Source organism: Bacteroides sp. ET225 (assembly GCF_024733745.1).
Taxonomy (GTDB): domain Bacteria; phylum Bacteroidota; class Bacteroidia; order Bacteroidales; family Bacteroidaceae; genus Phocaeicola; species Phocaeicola excrementipullorum.
In genome coordinates, this window is record NZ_JANRHN010000011.1 from 66,385 (window position 1) to 92,973 (window position 26,589).

Sequence of the window (26,589 nt, forward strand, 5' to 3'; positions counted from 1 at the left end):
GGAAAGGCTGTTGCGCCGCCAGCTGAAAGAAAAACGCTCCCCCCAATGCCAGCAACGCCCCCAGCCTCTTCAGCCCGCCGGTCATGCCTTGGCAGGAATGTGTTTCAGCACATCGAGCAGATGGTTCCAGAATTTCTCAACCGTAGGGATCAGCATACGCTCGTCAGGCGAATGAACGCCCCGCAACGTCGGACCGAAAGACACCATATCGAGCGAAGGATATTTTTCGAGGAACAGGCCGCACTCCAGTCCGGCGTGAATGGCCTTCACCTTCGGCTCTGCCCCGAACAGCCGCTTGTAGCTTTCCACGGCTATGCCCAAGATTTCGGAAGAAGGATTCGGTTTCCATCCCGGATAACCGTCGGCTGTGACACAGGATGCTCCGCCCAGTTCGAAAGCGGCGCGCACCGCCTGCGACATGTCTTTGCGCGAAGACAGGATGGAGCTGCGCTGGCTGGTGACAACAATGATCTTCCCGTCTTTCTGCTTGACAGAAGCCAGATTGGAAGACGTTTCCACCAGTCCCGGGATGTCCTGGCTCATGGCGTAAACCCCGTTATGCACTGCGTATACGGCAAGCAGGAAACGCTTCATGGCTTCTGCCTCCATCACCTCCCGGCGGGGAGATTCCGATTCAAGTTCCATAATCAGGTTGGGTTCCGTCACCGCGTATTCATTTTCAACTTCCGCAAGGAAAACATTCAAGTCCACACGCACATCTTCCTTATGAGCCATCGGCACCGCACATACCGCCGACGCCTCGCGGGGTATGGCATTGTGCAGATTGCCTCCGTCTATCTCGCAGAGGCACATGCCGTAACGCTGCATCAGGGCAGTCAGGTAACGGTTCAGAATCTTGTTGGCATTCGCCCGGTTCTTGTTGATGTCATCGCCCGAATGACCTCCCGTCAGTCCCTTGACTGCCACACGGAAGAAGAAATATCCTTCGGGAGCCTGCACCATCGGACAGGGAAATTCGGCCGTAGTGCCCGCACCGCCTGCACATCCGATAAACAGTTCGCCTTCATCCTCCGAGTCAAGGTTCAGCAGAATATCTCCGTTCATGAAACCTTCTTTCAGCGCAAAGGCTCCCGTCAGTCCGGTTTCTTCGTCTACGGTAAACAAGCATTCTATCGGACCGTGCTCTATATTCCGGTCTGCCAGCACGGCCAGCTCCGTAGCCACGCCGATTCCGTTGTCGGCACCCAGCGTCGTACCCTTTGCCCGCAGCCAATCGCCGTCGATGTAAGTTTCGATCGGATCGGTATCGAAATTATGCTCCACGCCGCCGTTCTTTTCACAGACCATATCCATGTGCGACTGAAGCACCACTGTCTTCAGGTGTTCTTTTCCGGCAGAAGCGTTTTTTCTGATCAGCACATTCCCTGCCTCATCCACTTTATACTCCAGTCCGTGCGATTCCGCAAAGTCTGTCAAATATTGTCTGATTCTCTCCTCCTTTTTCGAAGGACGGGGTACATGACAGATTTCCTCAAAATAATGAAAAACCGATGCCGGCTGCAAATCTTTTTTTTCCATAAAATAATCGTCTAAATTAAATGTTGCATATTATTCAATCCGCAAAAATAAGTTAAATACCATGATTTACTCCTCCAAAACGACTTTTTTCAGGACAAAATCCAAAGTTATCATGACAAAAAATATATCTTTGCACCACAAAATTAATAGAAATGCTTCAGACAATTCTGATTACACTGTTAATAGTTGCTATCAGCGTGGTTTTGCTGTCGGTAAAAATCCTGTTCAAGAAAAACGGGCGTTTCCCGAACACCCACGTAAGCGGGAACAAAGCCATGAAAGCAAAGGGCATCGGCTGCGTACAGTCGCAAGACAGGGAAGCGCAGCGTGCCAATCCGCATGCGATAGCCGAACGGAAAGACATCCGGTGACGCAGAATGAAGCGACAGAAAACGAAATATTAACTAACAATGATACTTTAACCGTATGAAAAAGACAAAGTACATCCTGAATGCCTTCGTCGCATTCGCATTCGCTCTTTTGTTTACTCAATGTAACCAGAAGAATGATTCATCTGCCACGACAACAGCTCCGGCCGTTGCAGGAACAAATATGAAAATCGCCTACGTAGAGGTGGATTCGCTTCTTACCAAATACCGCTACTGGAACGATCTGAACGAAGAGATGATCAAGAAGGAAGAAAACATCCGCACCACACTGAACGAAAAGGCCAAGGAACTGGACGGCGAGATGAGAGAATTCCAGCGCAAGATTGAAAACAACGGATTCGCAAGCCGCGAACGTGCCGAACAGGAAAACGCACGTCTGCTCCAGAAGCAGCGCGACCTCCAGCAGCTGCAGGAAAAGCTCTATGCAGAACTGCAAGCTGAAAACCAGAAGAACAGCCTCCAGCTGCGCGACTCAATCAACTCGTTCCTGAAAGTGTACAACCAGTCAAAAGGATACAGCCTGATCATCAGCAACACACAGCTCGACAACCTGCTGTTTGCCGACAAGTCGCTCGACATCACACAGGAAATCGTGGAAGGGCTGAACGCACGCTACAATCCGGCTCCCAAGAAATAAGGACTGCCGGTTCCGGCAAGCCTTGAGATATAAGGTCACGAAGATACGGGTATTCGCTTTCCGTTCTTCGTGACTTTTTTGCACCGTCAGAAATATACATTCAATTCTACAAAGAACAGATCGGAATCATCGTCCGGATTGGTGGCAAACTCGATCTTGTTCTCACGGGCCAGCCACCCGATAGCCGCATTCAGATCACGGTCGGAAAGCCCTGAGGCTTTCTTCAATTCCTTGTAGCCCACAAGCGGTCCATGATTGCGGACCACACGCCAGACGATGCCGGCATTCATTCCAATGCTTACCTTATCCATACTTTTCCATTTTTATATTTGTCCGTTTCACCTAATTTTTTACAGCCGCAATATACCAAAATCATTCCATAGGAGAATATCCCGTTTTTCTTGCTTAGTGACTGAAAGCACATTCTCTTTTCTTCATCACCTTCCCGTAGCCTGCAAGTATTCCCGCTTTCTTACCTGATACTGAGCGTATGACTCCACGTACTGGTCGCGGCTTTGCTGGTAGAGGGCCTGTGCTTCCAGCAGGTCACTCATGGTGCAGGTGCCGGCGTGATAGTAATCGGTCTGCAGACGAAGGTTCTCCGCTGACTGTCCGATGCTCTCAATGGCTATACGCACTTGCTTGTAAGCATCAGTCATGGCATTCCACGTATTTTGCATGTTGATAACCAGCAGTTCACTTCCGTCACGCAGATTATTCTCTTCGGTGCGCACGGCAAGCTTGCTGCGCTTCAGGCTATGGCTACCTTCCCACCAGCCGCTCAGAGGCACGCTCACCGTGGCGAAACCTACCCAGTAATTGCGGTCACGGTCCAGCAGGTTGTCGTAAACGAATCCGCCGCCTATCGCCACCGTGGGCAATTGCTTGCCAAGAGTCATCTTCCGCTCGATGCGGCTTGCCTTCAGCTTTGCCTGCAACAAGTTGTATTCCGGAGTAAGGGCAAGCGATTCATCAGGACGGCGATAAAGTGCATCAGGCGGTTCGGGCAGTGAGTCCGCCACCGCAAAGTCCACGTCCACACTATCACCCGGCGTACCGATGTATTGCGCCAGCAGGCGGCGCGACAGGGCAAGGCTGTTTTCAACGTTAATGCGCGTGCTGCGCGTGTCGTTCTGCCGCAACTGCACCTGAAGCAAATCGTTACGGTTGGTCACGCCCGCGCTCACAGCGGCATCCACGTCCTTAAGGATTTCTGCCAGCTGAGCCTCCACCACGTGCAGCGTGCGGAGCTTTTCTTTCAGCATCGCTACCTGCCAGTAATACTGCTCGGCGGTGAGCTCCACCTCGTTTTTCGTCTGTCTGCCCAAAAGGCGGTATTTCTCCACATTCACCTCCGAGAGCTTGTTGCCTTGTACAATCTGGCCTCCGGTGAAGAGAGGCATCGAAGCGGTAACTCCGCCTACAAGGCCATTCTTCATCAGCCCTAACGACATGCCAGGCCCCATTTCCATGCCTAACAAATGAGTGGACGACAAAAAGCCACCGCCCGTAGCACTGATGGCAGGGAAGTATTTGGTGAATGCCTCCTTGCGCTGGTGCTGGGCGGAAGCGAGATCGTTTGAGGCATTCTGCATACGGGCATTGTTTTGCAAAGCACTTTCTATGCATTCATCTAGCGTGTAAACCTGCTGGGCAGCAAGTGAGGCAGCCATGCCTCCCCACGCCAAAGCCATTAAAAAGCATTTACTTGTATGTTTCATCTTTCAACGTTATTTCTGTTTCTGTATTCTATATAATATAAGGTATATCTGATACCCACCTGTGGAATATTCCTTTTCCGTCACGCCGGATTACAAATCCAGCGTGACAAGCACCCATACATGGGGTATCATCAATACCCTGACATGAGTATTACTGTTGCTCCAACGCATTCTATTTCTCACGCTTCTTGCTGCTTCCCCGGAAGATGAGCAAGTAGGCACAAGGCAGGACGGTGAGAATGAACAGCATCGTGATGAGCGTGCCGTAGCAGATGACCGTACCCATCGGCATCCACAGCCCTGAGCCGCCCAATATCATCGGGATAACACCCATTGAAGCAGCCGCAGAGGTAAGGAAGATGGGGCGCATTCGACGTTGGGCAGAGTGATAAATAGCATCGGAGGCGGTCATGTGCTCGGTGGCACGCAACTCCTCAGCATAGTCGAACATGATGATGCCGTTACGCACAATGATACCCATCAGGGCAATGATGCCCAGCACGCAGGTCACACCGAAGGTAACGCCCTGTATCAGGATGCCGACAGCCGTTCCGAAGAGGCATAGCAGCAGGCTGACAAACATCAGCACGGCGATACTCACCTTGCGGAAGTGCGCCAACAAAATGAAGAAGATGATAGCAGCCGCCAATGCCAGCCCGTTCATAATCATCGGCATCTTGTCATCGTTTGCCTCTTGCTCACCCCCATAGCTGACACGCACACCGGGCGAAAGCTGCATCCCGTTCACCACGTTCTGCACACGTACATTCATCGCCATCGCATTCTCACCCCGTGCGATATCTGCCTGCACACTGGCGGTATAGACACCGTTGCGGCGCACAATCTGTCCTTCTTTCCAAGCAGGTACCACATCGGCTACCTGCCGCAAGGGGACATCGGCAAGTCCGGCAGCTACGGGTACCAACTCATCGTTCAAGTCGGCAGGCTGGGCATGGTCGGCATTCGTACTCTTCAACGTGACAGGGATACCGTAGTCGCCCTCCCATACATTGGCTATCTGCAAGCCGTTGCCGTAGCGCATGGCAAGGGTGGACTCCAACCCTAAGTTTGACACACCAAGGCGAGTCGCCTCATCCTCTTTCAGATTGACCGCTATGGCAGGCAGTGGCTCGTTGAAGTCGGTCTGCACCAATACCAGCCCGTCCATTCCGTGCAAGCGTTCTTCTATAACCTTCGCATCGTGCTTCAACACATCCAGGTCTTCGCCCGACAGACGTACCTCGATAGGATAAACTGCATCGCTATAGCTCAGTTGTTTGAAGCGGACACGGGCATTAGGAAAATAATCGATGTATTTCGGCGCATACTCGTCCAACAGTTCCACGGTAGCCTCCACACCCGTCGTGTTCACAATGAACTGGGCATAGTTGGTGCCGGGAATCTGGGGGGCGTATGCCGTTTGGAAACGGGGAGACGCACATCCCTTAAATGAAGCCACACTGACCACACGAGGGTCTTGGCGCAGGATGTGCTCCATACTGTCGGCGACGGCAGCGGTCACGTCCACATCAGTACCCGTCGGAAGGTATATCTCTACGGCAAACTGGTTACGGTCGGCGGCCGGAAGCAACTGTTGGGGAAGCCGCTCCATCATCCATCCGCCTATCACTACAGAAAGCACACCCACACTCACCGTCACTATCGGATGGCGGAAACAGCAATCAAACAGGCGGTTGTAATACTTCTGCAAGAGGTCGAGGAAAGAGAACGCCTTCTTGCCTTCCTCCTTCTTCGCCTCCATAGGCTTGCGGATGAAGTAGAACTGCATGAACGGTACAAGCATCGTAGCGATGAGCAATGAAGTAGCCAGCACAATGGTAATACCCCACGGGAAACTCAGCACAAAGTCGTTCAGCATACCCGTCATCGTGAATAAAAACGGGAAGAACGTGATACTGATGGCCAGCGTGGCGGAGAAGATAGACTTAAGGAAGTGCGTGGTGCTCTCAATGGAAGCATGCCAGCGCGAGCATCCCTCGCCCAGTTTCTCCAGATAGCTGTCGATGATGACAATCGAGTTGTCCACAATCATACCGAGCGTCACTATCAGTCCCGCCAGCGTCACGGTATTCAGTTCAATGCCGAACGCATAGAACAGTCCCAAAGATATGAATATGGTAATCGGAATAGTAGATGCAGCCACCAATGCCACACGCAAGGGCAACAAGAGCATCACCACGATAACCACCGCCACGATAGCGATGATGAGTTCGTGGAGAAAGTTCGACACGCTGTCATCCACCACCTTCGGCTGGTCGGTGATGCGGAACAAGGTAACATCGCTGGGCAGTTCCGTCTGAAACTCATCCAGCACCTTGTTGATTTCATCGCCCATCGCCACAATGTTTTGCCCCTTCTTCATCTCCACCGAAAGCAGGAGGCATTTGCGTCCGTTGTTCGTGATGTAACTGTCGGGATCGGGATATTCACGGACAACACGGGCCACGTCTTTCAAACGCACCACATTGCCCAGCGGGTCGGTATAGACAATCTGTTCCTGAACGTCGCGCACAGTATTGAGCGAGCGGCTGACGTAGATAGGCTCTACCATGGAGCCGTCCTTCACCCGTCCGCCATTGGTGATGAAGCCTTTCTGCATCAGACTGAGAGCAAGGATCTGATCGCTAAGTCCATACTTCGAGAGGCGGTCGTGATCAAGATAGACCGATATTTGTTCGTTCTGCATCCCGCTCACGGTCATGCGTCCCACGGCAGGGATGCGTCGCAGACGGCCTTGCAGCAAGTCCATGTAGTCGTCCAGCTCGCGATAGGTTTTGTCTTCACTTTCCATTGTGATGAGCAGAGCAGAAGTGTCACCGAAATCATCCTGCACGATGAGTGCCAGCACATTGCCAGGCAACTGGCTCTTGAACTGCGATACGCCATGCTTGAACTTGCTCCAGAACTCGTCTTTGTTAGTCAGATCATCATTCAGTTCCACTTGTATGTATACGATGCCGTCGCGGCTTTTCGAGAAAGTTTTTTCTTTCTTCACTTCCTTATAGGTGAAGATATATTCTTCGAGCGGCTTGGTCACCTGTTCAACCATTTCCCGGGCCGTATTGCCAGGAGCCACTGCCACTACAATACCCTGACGGACGGTAAAATCCGGAAATTCGTTCTTGCGCATTTCGGGCAGGCTGTACACGCCGAATGCCACCAGGCAGGCCACTACCAGAATCACAATCTGCCGGTAGTGCATCGCCCATTCCACAAAGTTACGTTTTTTCTTTTCCATAATGCGTGATTATTGCTTTGCCTCCTCGTCTGCCGTAATTTTAGTTCCGTTGCAGACTTTCTGCTGTCCTTCTACAATGATGCGGTCATCCACTTTCAAGCCAGACGTGATCACCACTCCGTCACCGGCAAAATCACCGCAAGAGATCACTCGCTTCTCTGCAACTCCATTGTTGTCTATCCATACAAACGACCTGTTCTTTTCGTCCAGCTGCACAATGCGTGCAGGAACTATAACCGCCGTTCCTCCATCGGCGCCAGCCAATCTGACTTCGGTCACCATTCCCGGCATCAAATCTCCTCCGGCATCCGCCACGTCAATCTTCACTTCGTAAGAACGGGAAAACGGATCCGCCATAATCCCCTTCTCGCTCACCATTCCCGAGAAACGGCGGCTCCCCAGTGCCGGAACGACAATTTCCGCCTTCTGATGTAAGGACACCGAAGCGATCTCCGATTCCGGCATGGATATCTTTACCTTCAGCCTGCTTACCCCCAGCAGCTTTCCGACGGCCATCCCGGGAATCACGTTCTGTCCCACTTCGACCGACTTGTCTGCTATCACTCCGCTGAACGGGGCATACAGCTTGCAATCCTTCAGGTTCTTGCGGGCCATTTCTTCCATGGAACGCGCCTGCTGGAGCTTGCTCTGCACCTCCACCCACTTGATTTCGGGCAGACTCCCTTTGCCGTGAAGCTCTTTCATGCGGCGGTAGGCGTCTTCCGCCTGTACAAGCGCAGCCTTTGCCGCGTCATAGCTGCTTCGAACCGACGTGGCATCGAGCGAGGCAAGAAGCTGCCCCTTCTCCACCCGGTCGCCCAGGCGAAAGCTGACGGCATTCACCGTTCCCATAACGGAAAAGCTGAGCGGAGTGCCGGCCGCTTCCTCCACCGTTCCGGAAAAACGCCCGGACGTCTTCTGCTCGGACAATGCAACCTTCATCACTTTCACTCTTACGGGAGAAGGTCCGCCGGTCTTCTCCTCTTTCACTTGGCACCCGGCCAGTGCCAGCGATGCAGACACCGCCAGCACAAAACAACGAATCATTTTCATACTTACTATTGTTTATCTTTCAAAAAAACACAGCGCATGTACGTCCTTTTGCCGACACGAGGTTTCCCGCAAAAAGATGACGAATAACTTTAAGCAAGATAACGGGTCATTCAAGTCAAAATAAGCCGTCATCTCAAATGACTTGTCAGCTTATTTTTTTAAAAATCCGCCGTCTTTTTTCATGGATGCAAGGAAAAATGCTTTGAAAAAAAATTGTACCTGATTTCTATCCGCAGAACTGGTCATTTTTTCTCGTTTCTCCCAAAATCAGACAATCGGGACAATATTTAAGAAGTAAGCATCATCAAGTATTGTCTTTATTTCGTTTATTTTGCAGCGAAACACAAAAATGTATGGAGAAAAAAATAATGGAGAGAAGTCTGAACGACGATAAAGCAAAGGAAGGGGTCATTTATTATGACGACCGGCTGGCACTTATAGACAATATATCGAATCCCAAGATGCAGAAACGGCAGGAGGTTATCAAAGTCAACGTTTTCATATCATTGCTGTGCCTGAGAGGTTCCGTATCGATCTCTATCAATGGAGAGAAAAAGGCCCTGAAAACAAACGAGCTGCTTATCTGCCGGCCGAACATCATCATAGGAAACAGCGAGCCAGACACGGACGTGGAGTTCAGAGGCATCTGCCTGTCGCCCGAATACATAAAGCAGATGACGCTGATCTCCCGAAGCACATGGAACGCGCAGCAGTTCTTCGAGAAAAACCCGATTCTTTCTCTGCGCTCCGAAGAAGTGACGCTGTTCAACCAATACTACGACCTTCTCCGCTCGAAGCTTACGAACGCCGCCTGCAAGCACGGGCGCGAAGTAACCGACGCGCTGCTCCGCGCATTCATGTACGAGTTTCACGACGTGCTCGAACGCTTCATCGAAATCAAGCCTCACGGATACACATCGGCCGAGAACCTGTTTTTCGCCTTCACGGAACTGATCGCTTCGTCCTATCCCAAAAGCCGTTCGGTGGCATGGTATGCCGACAAGCTGCACATCACGCCCAAGTATCTTTCGGCCATCTGCAAGGAAACGAGCGAGCATACGGCCTCTGAAATCATCAACCAGTATGTTGTGACGGACATCAAGCAACTGCTGAACCGCACGGACATGAGCATCAAGGAAGTGTCGAACGAGCTGGACTTCCCCAACCTGTCGTTCTTCGGGAAATACGTGAAAAGATACTTCGGATGCTCGCCCCGCGAATACCGCGACAAGCTGTCGCAAAAGTTCGAATAAGCGGCCCGCCTGTCACTCATGATGATAAGGGCCGTTGTTCAGTATGTTCATGGCACGGTAGAGCTGCTCGGCAAAGACAAGCCTGACCATCTGATGCGAGAAAGTCATCTTCGAGAGTGAAATCTTGTCCTGCGCCGCCTGATACACGGCCGGAGAAAATCCGTACGGCCCGCCAACGACGAACACCAGCCTGCGGTTCACCGCATGCATCTTCTTCTCCATCCATGCGGCAAACTCCACCGAGCGGAACTCTTTACCATGCTCATCAAGCAGCACCGCGCAATCTCCGGGCTGAATGGCTTTCAATATCAGCTCGCCTTCTTTTTCCTTCTGCTGCTCCCGGCTCAGGCTCTTCGTGTTCTTCAGCTCCGGAATCACCTCCATCTCACACGGCACATAGTGGCCGGCACGCTCCAGATAGTCGCGTATCCCCTCTGCATAGAGTCTGTCGGCGGTACGACCCACCACAAGCAATGTTATTTTCATCCTTTTTTTATCTGATTTAATCGTGTAACTTTTGCAAAGATACGAATAATACTTACCTTTGCCGCAAACAAAACCTTTTATAATCGAATCAAGATGGACGAAAAAATTGTGAAAGATCTGATAGACCGTCTGATCGACCTCTCTTTTGCAGAGGACATAGGCGACGGTGACCATACCACATTATCATGTATCCCTGCCGACGCAATGGGCAAATCGAAGCTGCTCATCAAGGAAGAAGGAATACTGGCAGGCATTGAAGTGGCGAAAGAAGTGTTCAGACGCTTCGACCCGACACTCCAGGTAGAGGTATTCATCAACGACGGCGCGCATGTAAAGCCGGGCGACGTGCCGATGACGGTGACGGGGAAAGTGCAGTCGCTGCTGCAGACAGAACGCCTGATGCTGAACATCATGCAGCGCATGAGCGGCATTGCTACCATGACCCATAAATACGTGGAACGCCTCGAAGGCACGAAGACCCGCGTGCTCGACACGCGGAAAACGACTCCGGGAATGCGCATCCTCGAGAAGATGGCGGTGAAGATAGGCGGAGGCGTGAACCACCGCATCGGACTGTTCGACATGATTCTGCTGAAGGACAACCACGTAGACTTTGCGGGAGGAATAGACAAGGCCATCACACGTGCCAAAGAATACTGCAAGGAAAAGGGCAAGGACCTGAAGATTGAAATCGAAGTGCGCAACTTCGACGAGCTGCAGCAGGTGCTCGACCTGGGCGGAGTGGACCGTATCATGCTCGACAACTTCACGCCGGAAAACACGCGCAAGGCCGTTGAAATGGTCGGCGGGCGTTATGAGATCGAGTCTTCCGGAGGAATCACCTTCGACACGCTCCGCGACTATGCGGAATGTGGAGTGGACTTCATTTCTGTAGGCGCTCTCACCCATTCGGTAAAGGGGCTTGACATGAGCTTCAAGGCTTGCTGAGAAAAAACTTAGACTTAAAACTATATAAAGATGAAAAAAAGTATTCTGCTTAAAGTAATGCTGGCGGCTGTCCTCTGCATGGCAGGCGCAGCCAACGGCATGGCACAGGACTGGAAATCGATCCTCTCCGGAGTGGCGAACGCCGTGATCAACAAGGCTACGGGCGAAAGCAATTCGATTGTGGGAACATGGACCTACGCCGGCCCTGACTGCAAGTTCACCAGCGACAACCTGCTGGCAAAAGCCGGAGGCGAAGTGGCTTCAAAAAAGATTGAAGAAAAGATGAGCGGCGTATTCGAACTGCTGGGATTCAAGGAAGGCTCTTCCTATACGTTCAACGAAGACAGCACTTATACGGCAACCATCGGAAGCCGCACCACCCAAGGCACCTACAGCTACAATCCGGACACGAAGGAGCTGACAATGAAGACGCGCCTGGGCATCAAAACGAACGTGACGGTATCAAAAGGACTGACGGGCGACACGATGAGCCTGCTGTTCAAGGCAGACAAGCTGATGTCACTGGCACAGAACATCACCGGAGCGATTGCCGGAAAATCCTCAAACAGCGCCATCAGCACAGCAACATCCTTGCTGAACGAATACGACGGACTGCAACTAGGCGTATCGCTGAAGAAACAATAACACTGTCGGAACACATACAAGAAGAACGGCCGGAACAGGAACATCGTCTGTTTCGGCCGTTTTTCTCTTCCGGTGCACCGCGGTCAGATAATCCCTTTGCTCGACGGAACTTCATAATGGTAGATATCCCGCCTTGCCGCCATTCGGATACTGCGCGCCAAGGCCTTGAAGATGCCTTCAATCTTATGGTGCTCGTTCGTTCCTTCAGCCTTGATGTTCAGATTCATCCGTGCCTCATCGCTAAATGACTTGAAGAAATGGAAGAACATCTCCGCAGGCATATCTCCCACCTTTTCCCGCTTGAACTCCGCATCCCATACCAGCCACGGGCGCCCTCCGAAGTCAAGAGCCACCTGGCAAAGGCAATCGTCCATCGGAAGACAATAGCCATAACGCTCGATTCCCCGCTTGTCGCCCAACGCCTTGCGCAGACACTCGCCCAAAGCCAGTGCCGTGTCTTCGATGGTATGATGCTCGTCCACCTGCAAATCTCCGTTTACACGGACAGTCAGATCCAGTCCTCCATGCTTGCCTATCTGTTCCAGCATGTGGTCAAAAAAGCCCAGACCTGTACCTATGTCACATTTCCCGCTCCCGTCCAGATTCATCCGGACGAAAACATCTGTTTCCTTCGTTGTCCGCCGCACCTCGGCCACACGTTCGCCGGCGAAAAGGAACTCCGCCACCCGGTCCCAGTCGGTTGTGGCAAGCACGCATGTATCTTCCATCCTCGTTCCTTCCACCAGTGACTTGTCCGGCTGGAGCAAGATAGCCTTGCATCCCAGGTTGTGAGCCAGCTCGACATCCGTAGCCCGGTCCCCGATGACAAAGCTTCCCTCCAGATCATATTCCGGATTGCCGATATAAGCCTTCAGCATACCCGTTCGCGGTTTCCGTGTAGGAGCATTGTCTTCCGGAAAACTGCGGTCGATGCATACTTCATCAAACTCCACTCCCTCTCCCTTGAGCGTGTTCATCACCAGATTATGCACAGGCCAGAAGGTGTCTTCCGGAAAAGCGGCCGTACCCAACCCGTCCTGATTGGTAACCATCACGAAACGGAAATCCAGCTTATGGCGTATAAAATAAAGATTGCGGAACACCTTGGGATAAAACTCCAGTTTTTCGAACGAGTCGAGCTGGTAGTCCACCGGAGGCTCGATTACCAGTGTTCCGTCGCGGTCTATGAATAAAACTTTCTGCTTCATGCCTTTTCAGTCTTTATATTGTTTCAAAGCCTCAAGCAAGGCATCGTTTTCCGGACGCGTGCCGATGGTGATGCGCAAACAGTTATGGCACAGCGTCACGTTCGTACGGTTGCGCACAATGATTCCCTTGTCCACCAGGTAATCATAGATACTCTTGGCATCGCTCACCTCTGCCAGAAAAAAATTCGCATCAGTCGGATACACGTGCCGGCTGCACTTCAGTTTCTTGAACTCCCCTATCATCCGGGAACGTTCTTCAAGCAATGATTTCACCCACAGCTTCACCTGATAATGCTGCCCAATCATGCGGATAGCCTCTTCCTGTGTCAGCCGGTTGATGTTGTACGGATATTTTATCTTGGTAAGTATCCCGATTACGTCCGGCGAAGCAAAAGCCATGCCCAAACGGATGGCCGCACACCCCCACGCTTTAGAGAACGTCTGCAAAACCACCAGGTTAGGGTGCATCTCCAGTTCCGCCAGAAACGAAGGCTCATCAGAAAAGTCAGCATAAGCCTCGTCCACAACCACCAGCCCTCCAAATCCTTCAAGCAGTGCCAGAATCTCCTTCCGGTCAAGATTGTTACCCGTAGGATTATTGGGCGAACAAAGGAACATCAGCTTGGTGTTCCCGTCCGAGGCCGCCAGCATGTCGCCGGCCTTGAAGCGGAACTCAGCGTCAAGGCGCACATTGCGGTATTCCACATCGTTCACATCGGCACAAACCTTATACATGCCGTAAGTCGGTTCGATGGCCACCACATTGTCGATGCCGGGACGGCAAAAGGCGCGGAACAGCAGATCAATGGCCTCGTCGCTTCCGTTTCCCAGAAAGATCTGTTCGGGAAGCACCTTTTTGACCACAGCGATCTTCCGTTTCAGATCCCCCTGCAACGGGTCCGGATAACGGTTGTTGGGCGCGTTGTACGGATTCTCATTGGCATCGAGAAAGACCGAAGCCTCCTTTCCGCTATATTCGTCGCGCGCCGAAGAATAAGGTTTCAAGGCCCAGATGTTCGGCCGCGTCAGTTCTTCCAGTGTTTTCATATCTTCCGGTTTAATCGTAATGAAACAGCGTTTTTATGTGCATCCAGGTATTCGTTGGCCGCCAGCACTTCGATGGCCGGCCCAATGGTAGCGATGCCTTCGGGAGTAACTTCCTGGAAAGTGATTTTCCGGACAAAACTGTCAAGGCTCACTCCGCTGTAGGCTTTTGCATACCCGTTGGTGGGCAAAGTATGGTTCGTGCCCGAAGCATAGTCGCCCGCACTCTCAGGCGAATACGATCCGAGGAACACCGAGCCTGCATTGACAATCTTTTCCGCCACCGCCGCATAGTCACGAGTTTCGATGATGAGATGCTCGGGAGCGTATTCGTTGACCATGGCTATTCCTTCCTCCAGACTTTCCACCAGAACCAGACGGCTTGACTCGAGCGACTTCATAGCTATCTGTTTTCGCGGGAGCAATGCCAGCTGACGTTCCACTTCCGCCTGCGTCTTTTCCAGCAGTCCGCGGGAGGTAGTGACAAGCAGCACCTGGCTGTCCACTCCATGCTCTGCCTGCGAAAGAAGGTCGGAAGCCACAAAGGCCGGATTGGCCGTTTCATCTGCAAGCACCGCCACTTCCGACGGACCTGCCGGCATATCTATCGCCACATCGCGCAAGGATACCTGCTGCTTGGCAGCCGTGACATACTGGTTCCCCGGCCCGAAAATCTTATATACTTTAGGTATGGAGCCTGTGCCGTAAGCCATGGCTCCAATAGCCTGGACTCCGCCAGCCTTGAACACCTTGCTGACTCCCGCCACCTGCGCTGCATAAAGGATGGCCGGACTGATCTTTCCGCTCTTGTCGGGAGGAGTGCAAAGCACAATCTCCCGGCATCCGGCAATGCGTGCCGGAGTTGCCAGCATCAGTACGGTAGAAAACAAGGGAGCTGTTCCGCCCGGAATATAAAGCCCCACCTTTTCGATGGCTACAGCCTTCTGCCAGCAAGTCACACCCGGCAAGGTAGACACCTTTTTCCCTTCGAACTTCTGCGAAGAATGAAAGGTGTGTATATTCTTGTATGCCAACATGATGGCCGCCTTCAGCTCGATGCTTACAGCCTTTTCGGCCTCCCTGAACTCGTCTTCCGTGACAGCCAGCGAATGCAGCTTCACCTTGTCGAACATTTCTTCGTATTCCATTACCGCCTTGTCGCCCTCATTACGCACGCGGCCGAGGATTCCGCAAACCGTTTCCCTCAGCGATCCGGTGTCGAGAGTCGGACGTTTCAGAATCTCTTTCCAATCCGCCCGCTCGGGATATATGATTACATTCATCGTTTTGAGTCTATTTAAAGGTTAAAGTATCATCTTTTCGATGGGAAGAACCAGGATTCCCTGCGCGCCAATCGCCTTCAGCTTTCCGATGATTTCCCAGAAACGTTTCTCGTCGAGCACGGTATGCACGCTGCTCCAGCCTTCCGTGGCCAGCGGCATCACCGTAGGACTCTTGATTCCCGGCAGCACTTCGATAATATCCTTCACTTTGTCGGCGGGCACGTTCATCAGCACATACTTTTTGTCTTCCGCCGCCTTTACCGCTCCGATACGGAAAAGCAGTTCCTTCAGAATCTCCTTCTTTTCATCAGACAGTCCCTTGTTTCCGATAAGCAGCGCTTCGCTCTTCATCACCACTTCCACTTCCTTCAGGTTGTTGCTGATGAGCGTCGAGCCGGAACTCACGATGTCAAAGATGGCATCCGCCAGCCCGATTCCCGGGGCGATCTCCACCGAGCCGGTAATCACATGGATTTCCGCCTTTATCCCGTTTCTGTCAAGAAAGCTTTTCAGGATTGCAGGATAAGACGTGGCTATCTTCTTTCCGTTGAACCATTCCAGTCCGGTGTAGTCCACCTCCTTATGTATGGCAAGCGAAAGCCGGCACTTGCTGAATCCCAGACGCTGGATAATGTCAGCATCTTCGGCCCGCTCTACAAATTCATTCTCTCCAACCACTCCCACATCGGCAATTCCGCCCGCCACGCACTGCGGGATATCGTCGTCGCGCAAAAAGAGCACCTCGACGGGGAAATTACTCGACTGGGTAAGCAAAGTGCGCTTGGAAGTGGACAGCTTTATGTCCGCTTCTTCAAGCAGAGCCATCGTGTCTTCATACAGACGGCCTTTCGATTGTACGGCAATTCTCAACATATATTCATTGTTTTTAAATGTTTGCAAAAACAAAAAAAGGCCTGCCGTTCGCAACTCGGCAAGCCTTCCTTTTCTTTTTATGTGTACCGGCACACACCTTCAGCCTACCGTCTGTTCCGTCAGGCAATGATGATGGTGATGTGTTCTGGTATAGATCATACTTTCTTCGTTCTGTTGTTTGTGACAAAAATATAGCTTGCGTTTCAATTATGCAAGCATTTGTCGGAAAATATTGCTTTTTTCTTCTGTTTTATCAACAATATTCAGATTGCCGGCTCCACTTCCCCGTCTTCCGTTTCGCATCCGCTGAAATGAAGTTCGCTGAGCGCCTTCTCCTTCGAGAAAGTGAAATAGGTACACGACGCCTTTGTGCAAGGCTCTCCCGCGCTATTGCAGAGGCATGCCTCCACTGTCACGATATTGCGCCTCTGTTCGGCGATTCTGCCCCGAACCACCAGATACTTGTCGGTGGTATGCACCGGCTTGAGATAGCGCAGCTCCATTTTCGACGTCACCCCTGTGGTCTGCAGCTTGCGGGCTATAGTCCACGCGCTGATTTCATCCAGAAGCGTAGCCTGTATCCCTCCGTGCAGCGTATGCGTCCATCCCTGGTATTTCGGTTCCGGATGCCAGAAACAAACCACTTCATCACCGTCTTCATAAAACTCCATTTTCACTCCCGCTTCGTTGTCGGGCGCACAGCCGAAACAGAAGTAACCGTCCATTCCAAGCCACGGATTGACTATCTTTTTCATACTTCCTCCTCCTGATACGTAAAGTCCACACACGCACGTCCGCATTTCGCGTCTTTCAGAATGCCGGCTGCCGCCAGATGATCGGGATGAACGGAATACGCCTTCACATCGTCAAGCGAATCGAATGCGCTCTCCAGACAGATGTCCCACTCTTCCGCCGGGTTCACGTTCAGTCCCACATGGATGTTTCTGATACAGGAAATCTTTTCGGGAAGCGCCTCGATAGCGGCCTTAAAACGATGCATGATGTCCGATTTTTCCGCCGGATCCAGCGTATCTTTCAGTTTGAACAAAACAATGTGCTTGACCATAGTTGTGTATATTTATGAATTTCGTATATTTGTATATTGCAAATATAGAAATTAATTACCGAAACTGTATCATGATTATCATTGGAATTGCCGGAGGGACAGGTTCCGGAAAAACAACTGTCGTGAAACGCATCGTAGAAAGCCTTCCGCCCGACGAAGTGGTGGTGCTTCCGCTTGACTCTTATTATAAGGACAGCAGCCATGTGCCGGCAGAAGAACGGCAAAACATCAACTTCGACCATCCCAACGCTTTCGACTGGGATCTGCTGTCGAAACACATCTCCATGCTCCGCAAAGGCGAGGCCATCGAGCAGCCTGTGTATTCTTATCTGACCTGCACCCGCCAGGCACAGACCATACACATCGAGCCACGCAAGGTTGTCATCATAGAAGGCATACTGGCATTGAGCGACAAACGCCTCAACAGGCAGATGGACCTGCGCATCTTTGTAGACGCCGACCCGGACGAACGGCTGATCCGCGTGATACAGCGCGACGTGATCGAAAGGGGACGGACCGCCGAAGCGGTGATGGAACGCTACATGCGCGTGCTCAAGCCCATGCATCTGGAGTTCATCGAACCGGCCAAACGGATAGCAGACCTCATCGTTCCGCAAGGCGGACACAATGAAAAGGCCATAGAGATACTGAAGCTGTATATTGAAAAGATTGTGGGACGATGAAACGTTATGCCATCCAGCAGCTCTGCCTGCTCATCTGCCTCTGCCTGTTCTCCTGCAAGCCGAAGCAAAATGAAATTCCGCCCGTCGACTTGCCGCAGATCAAGGAACGGGGAGAGCTTGTGGCTCTCACCGTCAACGGTTCGGCATCCTACTTCAACTATCGGGGAGAGCCGATGGGCTTTCAATATGAACTGGCCCAGCAGTTCGCCCGTTCGCTGGGACTGAAGCTGCGAATACAGGTGGTAAAAGACGAAGCGGAACTGATAGACAGCCTGCTTAGGGGAAAAGGCGACCTGATTGCCTATAACCTGCCCATCACCAATCCACTGAAAGACAGCCTGATATTCTGCGGGGAAGAAAACATCACCCGCCAGGTCATCGTGCAGCGCAAAGGAAAACAGGCGCTGAAAGACGTGACCCAGCTGATCGGAAAAGAGATTTACACCACACCCGGAATATTCCACGAACGCCTGAAGAACCTCAACAGCGAACTGGGAGGAGGAATCAACATCCATGAAGTGCCTACCGATACGGCCACGGCCGAAGACCTGATCACATGGGTGTCGGAAGAAACTATAGACTATACGGTGGCTACGGACGAAATCGCCCGGATCAACCGCACCTATTACCCGAACCTCGACATCAGCATGGCCATCAGCTTCGACCAGCGTTCGGCATGGGCCGTGCGGAAAACCTCGCCCCTGCTGGCTGAAGCCGCCGACCAATGGCACAAGGAAAACATCGGCTCCGCAGAGTTCAAGGCCAGCGCAAGGCGTTACTTCGAGCTGAACAAGCGGCCTTCGTACGGTCCGATCCTCTCCGTGCGGGAAGGAAAAATATCGCACTACGACGACCTGTTCCGCAAATATGCCAAACAGATCGGATGGGACTGGAGGCTGCTGGCCTCGCTAGCCTATACCGAATCGAACTTCAACCCCGACGTGGTTTCATGGGCCGGAGCGAGAGGACTGATGCAGCTCATGCCGGCCACCGCACGCGCCCTGGGAGTGCCTCCGGGAAAAGAAAAAGACCCCGAAGAAAGCATCAAGGCCGCTGTCAAGTACATCGCTTCCATGCAGCGCTCCTTCGAACGGATCGAAGAGAAAGAAGACCAGACCAAATTCATACTCGCCGCCTACAATGCCGGCATCGGCCATGTGACAGACGCAATGGCTCTTGCCGAAAAATACGGACGCAACCAATACCTGTGGGAACACAATGTGGCCCACTTCATCCTGCTGAAAAGCGAGAAAACGTATTATCAGGACCCGGTCTGCAAGAACGGATACCTGCGGGGAACGGACACATACCGCTTTGTGAAAGAAATTACAGACCGGGCGGAATACTACAAAAAGAAAATCAGGCGGTAGGCGGTCCGGCAAGACGGAATCCGCAGCGCCGGCTCATTGCAGCCAAACGATCGAACCGACCGGAGGAACGCCCGCATCCTCATCCAGCCCGTTGAGCCTGTAAAGATTTTTCAGCTTCACGCCGAACTTCTGCGAAATGGAATACATCGAATCGCCCGGGCGGACAATGTAGCTGACAAACCCGTCTACGGCATGCTTGTGCTTTTCTTCCAGGTAAACGATTTCTCCTCCCCGAAATTCATAGCCCTTCGGCAGCTCGTTGTAGGTGCGGATCCGTTTCTTCTTTATATCAAACTCGCGCCCGATCGACTTGAACGTATCCCCCTCGCGGGCAATCACGTAGAGCAAGTCGTTGGCAAGATAAGGCTGATGGGGATTCGGAAACTCTTCGGCCCATTTCAGTCCGCCTTTCCGGTCATATTTGTCCAGATCATACAGCTCGATGATATTGATCAGACGGGTGGCATATCTCGGGTCGGTGGCATATCCTGCCTTTTTCAGTCCCTTCGCCCATCCCTTGTAGTCGGTGATCTTCAGTTTGAACAGAAAAGCATAGCGCGTGCCTCCGCGCAGAAATTTGGAGTGGTCGCGGTAAGAATCCTTCGGATGACGGTAGGCGCGGAAACATTCATTGGGAGCGTCATCATTGGCGCGCACGGTGCGTCCCTCCCAATATTTGCCGCACTTGATTCCGAAATGATTGTTCGATCGCCGTGCGAGCTGGCTCTTTCCCGCTCCAGACTCCAGCAGTCCCTGAGCCAGCGTGATGCTGGCCGGAACATGATAGCGTTTCATCTCGTCCACCGCTATTTTGCGATACTTGTGAATGTAGTCTTCGTATGCCTTGTTACGTTTCTGCGCCGACAGGTTACCTGCAACCAACGCTGCCAGCAGAACAAAGAAAAAATATCGTATATTTCCCATCAGTTCCTTTTTCTAACAAATTTCCACAAAGATAACGGATTGGCAAAAAATGCCTGCACCCGAATGCTTAAAAATACCGAAAAACAAAGATTTTGACCATATATTGCGAACATAAAGATAGAAGGAATGCGATTTTCCGCTAAATTTGTAAAAGAAGGACCAACAAAAAAGAAAAAAGACGATGAAAGAGATTCACATTGACATCCGTATCAGATCTGCCGCTTACGAAGAGCTTGACGAAGAACAGCGCCTGCTTATCGACGCGGCGAAAGAAGCTACGGCACGGAGCTACGCTCCATACTCGAGATTTGCGGTCGGAGCGGCAGCGTTGCTGGCAAACGGAGTGACCGTTACAGGCACAAATCAGGAAAATGCAGCTTATCCGTCGGGCATATGCGCCGAACGGACAACCTTGTTTTACGCCAACTCGCAATATCCCGACCAGCCGGTACGCATGCTGGCCATCGCCGCACACAACGAATCCGGGTTTGTAGACGTCCCTGTTCCGCCATGCGGAGCGTGCCGCCAGGTGCTGCTGGAAACGGAACAGCGTTTCAGACATCCCATCCGCATCCTGCTTTACGGAAGAAAAGACATTCTGATTCTCGAAAGCGTGAAGGATCTGCTCCCGCTTTCGTTCGGGGCGGAATTCCTTTAGAAAGGAGTGAAAGGGGTCAAAGAAGCCAAAGAAGCAGGGAAACGTTAACTTCCTGCGAAGTGAAGGCTCCTTTAACCCTTGGCAAATCAGCAGCTTTTCAATCAGAACGGAACATCGGGAACCGGTCCGCCGAATGGATTGTCGGGAGGCGGAACCATATCGGCAGAAAGGGGCGGCACACCAGACTGCCCTCCCCCGCCGTTCATGCGCGAGCGCAAGACAGGAGCGCTCGTTTCGTCCCCCGGAGGAGGAACAATCATTTCGTCGTCCGGATTCTGGAAACGGGCATACTCGCTGCGGAAACGGAGCAGCACATCGCCCACCGCACCGTTACGGTGCTTGGCTATGATGATTTCGGCCATTCCGTGGAGGTCGTTCCCTTTTTCGTCGCTGTATATCTTATAATATTCGGGGCGGTGGATGAAGCACACAAGGTCGGCATCCTGCTCGATGGCTCCCGACTCGCGCAGGTCGCTCAGCTGGGGACGCTTGCCCTCGATTCCTTCGCGGCTTTCCACTCCTCGGTTCAACTGGCTCAGCGCAATGATGGGGATATTCAGCTCTTTGGCCAGTCCCTTGAGCGAACGCGAGATGGTGCTCACCTCTTCCTGACGGCTTCCGAACGACATTCCGCTCGCATTCATCAGCTGAAGGTAGTCGATGATGATGATTCTCACCCCATGCTCACGCACCAGACGGCGGGCCTTTGTACGCAGTTCGAACACCGAGAGCGAAGGCGTGTCGTCCACATAGAGAGGCGCGTCGTAAAGTTCCTTAATCTTATAGTCGAGCTGCCCCCATTCGTAAGGCGCAAGCTGCCCGCTCTTTATCTTGTCGCCCGGAATCTCACACACGTTCACAATCAGACGGTTCACCAACTGCACGTTGCTCATTTCGAGCGAGAACAAGGCAACGGGCACCTGGCTGTTTACCGCCATGTTTTTGGCCATCGAAAGGACAAAGGCAGTTTTTCCCATCGCCGGACGCGCCGCGATGATGATCAGGTCGGAGTTCTGCCAGCCCGAAGTCATCTTGTCGAGCTGGTGGAATCCGCTTGCCAGACCGCTCAGACCGTCGGTGCGCGCCGCAGCCTTCTGAAGCATGTCATACGCTTCCTGAATCACAGGATTAATCTGCGTATAGTCTTTCTTCATGTTCTGCTGGGAGATTTCGAAGAGCTTTCCCTCAGCTTCCTGCATCAGGTCGTCCACATCCTGCGTTTCGTCGAAAGCCTTGGTCTGTATCTGGCTGGTGAAAGTGATCAGCTCGCGCGCCAGAAACTTCTGCGCGATGATGCGCGCATGGTATTCGATATGGGCTGACGAGGTCACCTTGCCGCTCAGCTGGGTGATATAGAACGGCCCTCCCACTTCTTCCAGATCCCCCCGCTGGCGGAGCTGCTCCGTCACCGTAAGGATATCGATGGGCTTCTGGCGAATGGCCAGGTCGGTGATAGCCGCATAAATCAGCTGGTTGCGGTGTTCGTAGAACGACTCGGGGCGGAGTATTTCGCTGACCAGCGAATAGGCATCCTTTTCTATCATCAGGGCACCGAGCACAGCCTCCTCCAATTCGGGAGCTTGGGGCTGCAGATGCCCGTATTCATCTGTCTGTTTAGTCTTGGATGCCTTCGGCACCCTTATATTTCTTTTTACTTCTGCCATTGCTCTTTGTTTTGGGAAAACAAAGGTAAGGGAAAATCACGAAATATCTGCTATCATCCCCCTCATTTTGTCCCGTTCAAAACAACAGACACCTTAAATTTTCTCTATCTCCAGGCTAGAGATGCATATCTCCAGCTTAAATACATATATCTCCAGACAAAAGATGTATATCTCTAGCCTGGAGATAAAGAATTTGCAGCATAAGGCTGAAGTTGCTTTCGGACACGAAGGCTTATTCCGCCCGCAGGTTCTCCGTAGGGTTGGTCCGTGCCGTGCGCCACACCAGCCATGCGGCAAGCATCATCACCGCCAGCAGCACAGCAGCCATACAAAGCGCAAAGAGATACCACGTCAGTCCAATCTTCACGGCAAAAAGTTCCAGCAACGACTCGCTGATCCTCCATGCCACAAGTCCGCCTAACAGCACGGAAGGAACTGCCACCTTCAGGAGGTCGGAAAGCAGAAGACGCTCAACGTCGGACACTTTCGCTCCGTGGATTATCCGTATGGCGATTTCAGAACGGCGGCGCAACACCTCATCGCGGATATAGGCAAACAGACCGACCAGAGCTATCACCAGCACGCAAAGCCCGGCAAAGAACACGCTGTTTCGCACACGGAGCAGTGAATCGTACAGGGAACTCATCTGCGAATCGAGGCTTGTCACAATCTTCTCCTGACTGGTGAGCGTACGGTCGACCACTTTCTGTACTTGTCCAACCGTTTCGGGCGACATCCGATGAACCCGTATGAAGAGCACTCCCGAAGGCTTTCCCTGATAGAACATCACCGTAGGACGCTCGTCGCGGGACTCTGCCAACTGAGAGCCGAGGTGAATTTCCTCGTAGACACCGCATACCGTGAGCGGTCCGCCGTGCTCGCTCAAAAAGAAAGCCTTTCCCACGGGAGAGCCTTTCCAGCCGGCCAGTTCTTCCATCCGCTTCACGAACTTGCGGCTCACCATCACCTGACGGGTTACCGTGTCCTGAAGGTGCGGCGTAAAGACGCTGCCCTCAATGACCGGAATCTGAAACGTCTTGTGATAATCGTCACCGACATCATACATGTCGGCCACATTCATATATTCTTCTCCCGTTTCCGGGTTATACACGTTGTTTCCGCTGCACTTGTTAACCGGAGAGCAGTAGCCCCACGACAGGGAAGCGACATCCGGCAGAGCCTTCAGCTCCTGTATGCAGCGTTCCCTCTCATTGTCTTCCGTTCCGCTCAGGTCGACAACCAGCACGTGCTTGTAGTCGAACCCGGCGTCATAATTGGTAAGTGCATGATACTGCAAGCCAATCACCGCCAGCAGGCTGACAAAAAGCGAGGAGAGCAGAAACTGCACGAACAGCAGTCCCAGTTTCCAGTTTTTCTTGCTCTCCGAATAACGGCGGTAAGCATACGTGACGGGGATGCGCGCGTAAAGCCAGCCCGGCGCAACGCCGCAAATAATAACTACCGCCAGAACGACCAGCACACACATGGCGAGAGCCGAAGGTGTGAAAAGCGATTTCAGGCTGTGTCCGAGCTGCATCTGCAGGAAGTCCTGCATCCCGAAAATCACCAGCACGGCCAGTCCCAGGCTCAGGATGCCTACATGAAGGCACGATTCGGCCAGAATCATCCGGCAGATGTCACTCCGGCCCGCACCGTAGCAGCGGTAAGTGGCGATGCTCTTAGCCCGGCTCACCATCGACGAGATGGAAAGCAGCACATAGTTGAGCAAAGAGGAAAGGAGCATGATTACGGCAAACGAGAGAAACACGATATTCATCACCCGATTGTAGTCGGAGGATACGAAAATCTCTTTCACAGGCTGCAACGCATAGTCCAGTTCACTGCCCGTACCTTTCAGTTCTTCACTCACGTTGTCGTCAATCATGCGTCTGATGTTCGGGCGGAGCTGTTCGGGATCGGTTCCCGCACGCAGACGGACATAGCCCTTATACCGGTCATTTCCCACCCAGTTGTTTCGTCCGTCCCACGACACCCACGCGACGGTAGGCAAAGCCAGCGCCACGTTGAAGCGGGGCAAATGCGTATTTTCGGGCATGTCTTCGAAAACCCCGACCACCGTGAAGCGGAATTTCGGAAAAGCTTTCCAGGTGAGCGTCCGTCCGATGATGTCCTGTCCCAGCGTTTCAAACAGTTCGCGCGAGATATATCCGCATCCCGCCTTTTCCAGTCCGGTGCGGGGCGGTTCTCCCATCAGAATCGGCAAAGGAAAGACATCGAAGAAAGAGCTGTCGCACATATAGATGTTGCACAATACTTCTTTTTTGTCTTCCGACACAAAAGCATCAGCAGTGAATTTCGTGAAACGGGTCGCGGCTTCCACCTCGGGGCAATACGCCTTGAGTCCCGGCGCCACGGCTCCCGAAACCTGCGTATACTCTTTCAATCCTCCGTCGCTTGGACGCATGTAGCGTTCGCCCACGCGATAGGTATCTTCCAGCCGGGGTATAAAGTTGTCGTACGACCGCTGGAAGATAACTTCGGCAAGGAGAGTAAGACCTATGGCAAGGCCCACTCCCAAACAGAGTATCTTCACCACGTTGGCCTCCCCTTTCCGGAACAATGATTTCAATGCTTTTTTCATTTTTCTAAGCAGTTTAAGAAGAAGTTAAAGAAGTTAAAGAAGTTAGAGAAGTTAAAGTGGGGGTTAACTTCCAACAAAATGACAACTTCTGACAAAAAGACTTATATTTCCGCAATCGACGACACCACCTGTCCGTCGAACAGATTGATGATGCGTCCGGCAAACCCCGCATCGCGCTGGCTGTGCGTCACCATCACGATGGTGGTTCCCTCCTTGTTCAGTTCCGTAAGCAACTGCATCACTTCCAGTCCGTTCTTTGAGTCGAGGTTACCCGTAGGCTCGTCGGCAAGAATAATCTTCGGTCCCGACACCACGGCACGGGCAATGGCCACACGCTGCTGCTGACCTCCCGACAGCTGCTGCGGATAATGCTTCGCACGGTGACTGATGTTCATCCGTTTCAGTATCTCGCTCACACGGCGCTTGCGCTCGTCCGAGGGAATGTGCAGGTAGGTGAGCGGAAGCTCCACGTTCTCAAACACGTTCAGCTCGTCAATCAGGTTAAAGCTCTGGAACACGAAGCCGATATTTCCCTTGCGCACGTTGGTGCGGTCTTTTTCCTTCAGGTGCCCCACCTCTTTTCCGTCCAGATAATAGCTTCCTGAGGTCGGGTTGTCAAGCAAGCCCAAAATATTCAGAAGCGTAGACTTGCCGCATCCCGAGGGTCCCATGATGGCTACGAATTCTTTTTCACTCACTTCAAGGTTCACCTTGTTCAATGCAATGGTTTCCACTTCCGTCGTGCGGAAGGTTTTTGTAAGGTTTTCAATCTTTATCATAACTGTATGTTTTGTTGATCAATCATTCATTCTTTTTTCTTGTTGCAGCATCTTCCCAAATCAGGAAAGCAAATGCCGTACCATTCATACAACTTCCTTATTGCCAGAACATTTTAATATTCCGTATTGCACGGATATGTCAAAAATCTTGACAGCCGGTGTATGATTTCTTTACACCTACTCCGTCTTGATAGAGTTTGCGGGGTTCTCTCTCGCCGTCCGCCAGCTCTGAACCGTAACCGTAAGGAGAGTGATGGCGGTGACAAGCAGGAACGAGATGAGAAATATCCATGCGCTGATGGGAGCCTTCTCGGCAAAGCCTTCAAGCCAGTGGAGGCCGATCCACCACCCGAAAGGCACGGCTACGACGAAGCATCCCATCAATATATAAAGGTAACGCTTGTTGAACATGCGGAGAATTTCCCCCGTGGTACTGCCGAAGATCTTGCGGATGCCGATTTCCTTGCGCCGGTATTCGCTCTCGAACATGGTCAGCCCGAACACG

Annotated in this window: 24 protein-coding genes and 1 pseudogene; 8 read left to right on the forward strand and 17 right to left on the reverse strand. The window is 52.2% G+C overall.

Features of this window, described 5'->3' with window-relative positions; translation table 11 throughout:
- Nucleotides 1–81 precede the first annotated feature (81 nt).
- Nucleotides 82–1,539, reverse strand: a complete 1,458-nt coding sequence (locus tag NW212_RS06895; RefSeq protein ID WP_258337909.1) for an aminoacyl-histidine dipeptidase — start codon at nucleotides 1,537–1,539, stop codon at nucleotides 82–84.
- Between the two features lie 152 nt (nucleotides 1,540–1,691).
- On the opposite strand from NW212_RS06895, the gene NW212_RS06900 reads away from it, so the two are divergent.
- Both NW212_RS06900 and NW212_RS06905 read left to right on the forward strand, forming a co-directional pair.
- Entirely contained in the window at nucleotides 1,692–1,910 is a 219-nt protein-coding gene (locus tag NW212_RS06900; protein WP_258337910.1) for a hypothetical protein, read from the forward strand.
- Between the two features lie 55 nt (nucleotides 1,911–1,965).
- Entirely contained in the window at nucleotides 1,966–2,565 is a 600-nt protein-coding gene (locus NW212_RS06905; RefSeq protein ID WP_258337911.1) for an OmpH family outer membrane protein, read from the forward strand.
- A gap of 86 nt (nucleotides 2,566–2,651) precedes the next feature.
- Here NW212_RS06905 and NW212_RS06910 read toward each other — a convergent pair whose 3' ends face one another.
- The 4 genes from NW212_RS06910 to NW212_RS06925 form a co-directional block, all read right to left on the reverse strand.
- Entirely contained in the window at nucleotides 2,652–2,876 is a 225-nt protein-coding gene (locus NW212_RS06910; protein WP_258337912.1) for a winged helix-turn-helix domain-containing protein, read from the reverse strand.
- 126 nt (nucleotides 2,877–3,002) lie between these two features.
- Nucleotides 3,003–4,286, reverse strand: a complete 1,284-nt coding sequence (locus NW212_RS06915; protein WP_258337913.1) for a TolC family protein — start codon at nucleotides 4,284–4,286, stop codon at nucleotides 3,003–3,005.
- 172 nt (nucleotides 4,287–4,458) lie between these two features.
- Nucleotides 4,459–7,545 carry an efflux RND transporter permease subunit gene (locus tag NW212_RS06920; protein ID WP_258337914.1) on the reverse strand — a complete coding sequence of 1,029 codons (3,087 nt, stop codon included), beginning with the start codon at nucleotides 7,543–7,545 and terminating at the stop codon, nucleotides 4,459–4,461.
- Between the two features lie 9 nt (nucleotides 7,546–7,554).
- The gene (locus NW212_RS06925) at nucleotides 7,555–8,598 is read right to left on the reverse strand and encodes an efflux RND transporter periplasmic adaptor subunit (protein ID WP_309148243.1); all 1,044 of its coding nucleotides are present in this window, start codon (nucleotides 8,596–8,598) and stop codon (nucleotides 7,555–7,557) included.
- Between the two features lie 353 nt (nucleotides 8,599–8,951).
- Here NW212_RS06925 and NW212_RS06930 point away from each other — a divergent pair, with 353 nt between their 5' ends.
- Entirely contained in the window at nucleotides 8,952–9,851 is a 900-nt protein-coding gene (locus NW212_RS06930) for a helix-turn-helix domain-containing protein (protein ID WP_258337915.1), read from the forward strand.
- Nucleotides 9,852–9,863: 12 nt separating this feature from the next.
- Here NW212_RS06930 and rlmH read toward each other — a convergent pair whose 3' ends face one another.
- Nucleotides 9,864–10,337 (reverse strand): 23S rRNA (pseudouridine(1915)-N(3))-methyltransferase RlmH, encoded by a 474-nt coding sequence (rlmH, locus tag NW212_RS06935; RefSeq protein WP_258337916.1) that lies wholly within the window; start codon nucleotides 10,335–10,337, stop codon nucleotides 9,864–9,866.
- Between the two features lie 93 nt (nucleotides 10,338–10,430).
- Here rlmH and nadC point away from each other — a divergent pair, with 93 nt between their 5' ends.
- Nucleotides 10,431–11,285 carry a carboxylating nicotinate-nucleotide diphosphorylase gene (nadC, locus tag NW212_RS06940; protein WP_258337917.1) on the forward strand — a complete coding sequence of 285 codons (855 nt, stop codon included), beginning with the start codon at nucleotides 10,431–10,433 and terminating at the stop codon, nucleotides 11,283–11,285.
- 30 nt (nucleotides 11,286–11,315) lie between these two features.
- Complete coding sequence (locus NW212_RS06945; protein WP_258337918.1) at nucleotides 11,316–11,930, forward strand: DUF4923 family protein; 615 nt, start codon at nucleotides 11,316–11,318, stop codon at nucleotides 11,928–11,930.
- 83 nt (nucleotides 11,931–12,013) lie between these two features.
- On the opposite strand, the gene hisB is transcribed toward NW212_RS06945, so the two are convergent.
- The 6 genes from hisB to NW212_RS06975 form a co-directional block, all read right to left on the reverse strand.
- Nucleotides 12,014–13,138, reverse strand: a complete 1,125-nt coding sequence (gene hisB, locus NW212_RS06950; protein WP_258337919.1) for a bifunctional histidinol-phosphatase/imidazoleglycerol-phosphate dehydratase HisB — start codon at nucleotides 13,136–13,138, stop codon at nucleotides 12,014–12,016.
- Between the two features lie 6 nt (nucleotides 13,139–13,144).
- Nucleotides 13,145–14,185, reverse strand: a complete 1,041-nt coding sequence (gene hisC, locus NW212_RS06955) for a histidinol-phosphate transaminase (RefSeq protein WP_258337920.1) — start codon at nucleotides 14,183–14,185, stop codon at nucleotides 13,145–13,147.
- Nucleotides 14,182–15,465 (reverse strand): histidinol dehydrogenase, encoded by a 1,284-nt coding sequence (hisD, locus tag NW212_RS06960; protein ID WP_258337921.1) that lies wholly within the window; start codon nucleotides 15,463–15,465, stop codon nucleotides 14,182–14,184. Before hisD ends, hisC begins: the two co-directional genes overlap by 4 nt.
- 21 nt (nucleotides 15,466–15,486) lie before the next feature.
- Nucleotides 15,487–16,338, reverse strand: coding sequence for an ATP phosphoribosyltransferase (gene hisG, locus NW212_RS06965; protein ID WP_258337922.1), 852 nt, complete (start codon nucleotides 16,336–16,338; stop codon nucleotides 15,487–15,489).
- Between the two features lie 263 nt (nucleotides 16,339–16,601).
- Nucleotides 16,602–17,093 carry a PaaI family thioesterase gene (locus NW212_RS06970; RefSeq protein ID WP_258337923.1) on the reverse strand — a complete coding sequence of 164 codons (492 nt, stop codon included), beginning with the start codon at nucleotides 17,091–17,093 and terminating at the stop codon, nucleotides 16,602–16,604.
- Entirely contained in the window at nucleotides 17,090–17,404 is a 315-nt protein-coding gene (locus tag NW212_RS06975; protein ID WP_258337924.1) for a Dabb family protein, read from the reverse strand. The genes NW212_RS06970 and NW212_RS06975 overlap by 4 nt, the downstream gene beginning before the upstream one ends.
- 71 nt (nucleotides 17,405–17,475) lie before the next feature.
- Between NW212_RS06975 and udk the strand changes: the two genes are divergently transcribed.
- Nucleotides 17,476–18,087 (forward strand): uridine kinase, encoded by a 612-nt coding sequence (gene udk / locus NW212_RS06980; protein WP_258337925.1) that lies wholly within the window; start codon nucleotides 17,476–17,478, stop codon nucleotides 18,085–18,087.
- Complete coding sequence (locus tag NW212_RS06985; RefSeq protein WP_258337926.1) at nucleotides 18,084–19,457, forward strand: transglycosylase SLT domain-containing protein; 1,374 nt, start codon at nucleotides 18,084–18,086, stop codon at nucleotides 19,455–19,457. Before udk ends, NW212_RS06985 begins: the two co-directional genes overlap by 4 nt.
- 33 nt (nucleotides 19,458–19,490) lie before the next feature.
- Here the strand turns inward: NW212_RS06985 and NW212_RS06990 are convergent, their stop codons facing one another.
- Complete coding sequence (locus NW212_RS06990) at nucleotides 19,491–20,381, reverse strand: glucosaminidase domain-containing protein (protein WP_258337927.1); 891 nt, start codon at nucleotides 20,379–20,381, stop codon at nucleotides 19,491–19,493.
- Nucleotides 20,382–20,541: 160 nt separating this feature from the next.
- Here NW212_RS06990 and NW212_RS06995 point away from each other — a divergent pair.
- Nucleotides 20,542–21,039: pseudogene (locus NW212_RS06995) on the forward strand (cytidine deaminase); the annotation flags it as partial.
- A gap of 101 nt (nucleotides 21,040–21,140) precedes the next feature.
- On the opposite strand, the gene dnaB reads toward NW212_RS06995, so the two are convergent.
- From dnaB to NW212_RS07015, 4 genes are all read right to left on the reverse strand, one after another.
- Nucleotides 21,141–22,703: a replicative DNA helicase gene (dnaB, locus tag NW212_RS07000; RefSeq protein WP_258337929.1), complete on the reverse strand. Its 1,563-nt coding sequence runs from the start codon at nucleotides 22,701–22,703 to the stop codon at nucleotides 21,141–21,143.
- Between the two features lie 232 nt (nucleotides 22,704–22,935).
- Nucleotides 22,936–25,305, reverse strand: coding sequence for an ABC transporter permease (locus NW212_RS07005; RefSeq protein WP_258337930.1), 2,370 nt, complete (start codon nucleotides 25,303–25,305; stop codon nucleotides 22,936–22,938).
- A 101-nt stretch (nucleotides 25,306–25,406) separates the two neighbouring features.
- Entirely contained in the window at nucleotides 25,407–26,084 is a 678-nt protein-coding gene (locus NW212_RS07010; protein WP_258337931.1) for an ABC transporter ATP-binding protein, read from the reverse strand.
- A gap of 177 nt (nucleotides 26,085–26,261) precedes the next feature.
- The coding region (locus NW212_RS07015) for an ABC transporter permease (protein ID WP_258337932.1) at nucleotides 26,262–26,589 on the reverse strand (328 nt) is incomplete at its 5' end.

What these genes read in the sequence shown, in the direction of transcription:
- NW212_RS07010 (WP_258337931.1), bottom strand. Translation starts at nt 26,084, where the DNA reads ATGATAAAGATTGAAAACCTTACAAAAACCTTCCGCACGACGGAAGTG.
- NW212_RS06930 (WP_258337915.1), top strand. Translation starts at nt 8,952, where the DNA reads ATGGAGAAAAAAATAATGGAGAGAAGTCTGAACGACGATAAAGCAAAG.
- NW212_RS06975 (WP_258337924.1), bottom strand. Translation starts at nt 17,404, where the DNA reads ATGGTCAAGCACATTGTTTTGTTCAAACTGAAAGATACGCTGGATCCG.
- NW212_RS07005 (WP_258337930.1), bottom strand. Translation starts at nt 25,305, where the DNA reads ATGAAAAAAGCATTGAAATCATTGTTCCGGAAAGGGGAGGCCAACGTG.
- NW212_RS06910 (WP_258337912.1), bottom strand. Translation starts at nt 2,876, where the DNA reads ATGGATAAGGTAAGCATTGGAATGAATGCCGGCATCGTCTGGCGTGTG.
- NW212_RS06990 (WP_258337927.1), bottom strand. Translation starts at nt 20,381, where the DNA reads ATGGGAAATATACGATATTTTTTCTTTGTTCTGCTGGCAGCGTTGGTT.
- NW212_RS06925 (WP_309148243.1), bottom strand. Translation starts at nt 8,598, where the DNA reads ATGAAAATGATTCGTTGTTTTGTGCTGGCGGTGTCTGCATCGCTGGCA.
- NW212_RS06945 (WP_258337918.1), top strand. Translation starts at nt 11,316, where the DNA reads ATGAAAAAAAGTATTCTGCTTAAAGTAATGCTGGCGGCTGTCCTCTGC.
- nadC (WP_258337917.1), top strand. Translation starts at nt 10,431, where the DNA reads ATGGACGAAAAAATTGTGAAAGATCTGATAGACCGTCTGATCGACCTC.
- rlmH (WP_258337916.1), bottom strand. Translation starts at nt 10,337, where the DNA reads ATGAAAATAACATTGCTTGTGGTGGGTCGTACCGCCGACAGACTCTAT.
- NW212_RS06905 (WP_258337911.1), top strand. Translation starts at nt 1,966, where the DNA reads ATGAAAAAGACAAAGTACATCCTGAATGCCTTCGTCGCATTCGCATTC.
- NW212_RS06895 (WP_258337909.1), bottom strand. Translation starts at nt 1,539, where the DNA reads ATGGAAAAAAAAGATTTGCAGCCGGCATCGGTTTTTCATTATTTTGAG.
- hisD (WP_258337921.1), bottom strand. Translation starts at nt 15,465, where the DNA reads ATGAATGTAATCATATATCCCGAGCGGGCGGATTGGAAAGAGATTCTG.
- NW212_RS06920 (WP_258337914.1), bottom strand. Translation starts at nt 7,545, where the DNA reads ATGGAAAAGAAAAAACGTAACTTTGTGGAATGGGCGATGCACTACCGG.
- hisC (WP_258337920.1), bottom strand. Translation starts at nt 14,185, where the DNA reads ATGAAAACACTGGAAGAACTGACGCGGCCGAACATCTGGGCCTTGAAA.
- NW212_RS06970 (WP_258337923.1), bottom strand. Translation starts at nt 17,093, where the DNA reads ATGAAAAAGATAGTCAATCCGTGGCTTGGAATGGACGGTTACTTCTGT.
- hisB (WP_258337919.1), bottom strand. Translation starts at nt 13,138, where the DNA reads ATGAAGCAGAAAGTTTTATTCATAGACCGCGACGGAACACTGGTAATC.
- NW212_RS06915 (WP_258337913.1), bottom strand. Translation starts at nt 4,286, where the DNA reads ATGAAACATACAAGTAAATGCTTTTTAATGGCTTTGGCGTGGGGAGGC.
- NW212_RS06900 (WP_258337910.1), top strand. Translation starts at nt 1,692, where the DNA reads ATGCTTCAGACAATTCTGATTACACTGTTAATAGTTGCTATCAGCGTG.
- dnaB (WP_258337929.1), bottom strand. Translation starts at nt 22,703, where the DNA reads ATGGCAGAAGTAAAAAGAAATATAAGGGTGCCGAAGGCATCCAAGACT.
- NW212_RS06985 (WP_258337926.1), top strand. Translation starts at nt 18,084, where the DNA reads ATGAAACGTTATGCCATCCAGCAGCTCTGCCTGCTCATCTGCCTCTGC.
- hisG (WP_258337922.1), bottom strand. Translation starts at nt 16,338, where the DNA reads ATGTTGAGAATTGCCGTACAATCGAAAGGCCGTCTGTATGAAGACACG.
- udk (WP_258337925.1), top strand. Translation starts at nt 17,476, where the DNA reads ATGATTATCATTGGAATTGCCGGAGGGACAGGTTCCGGAAAAACAACT.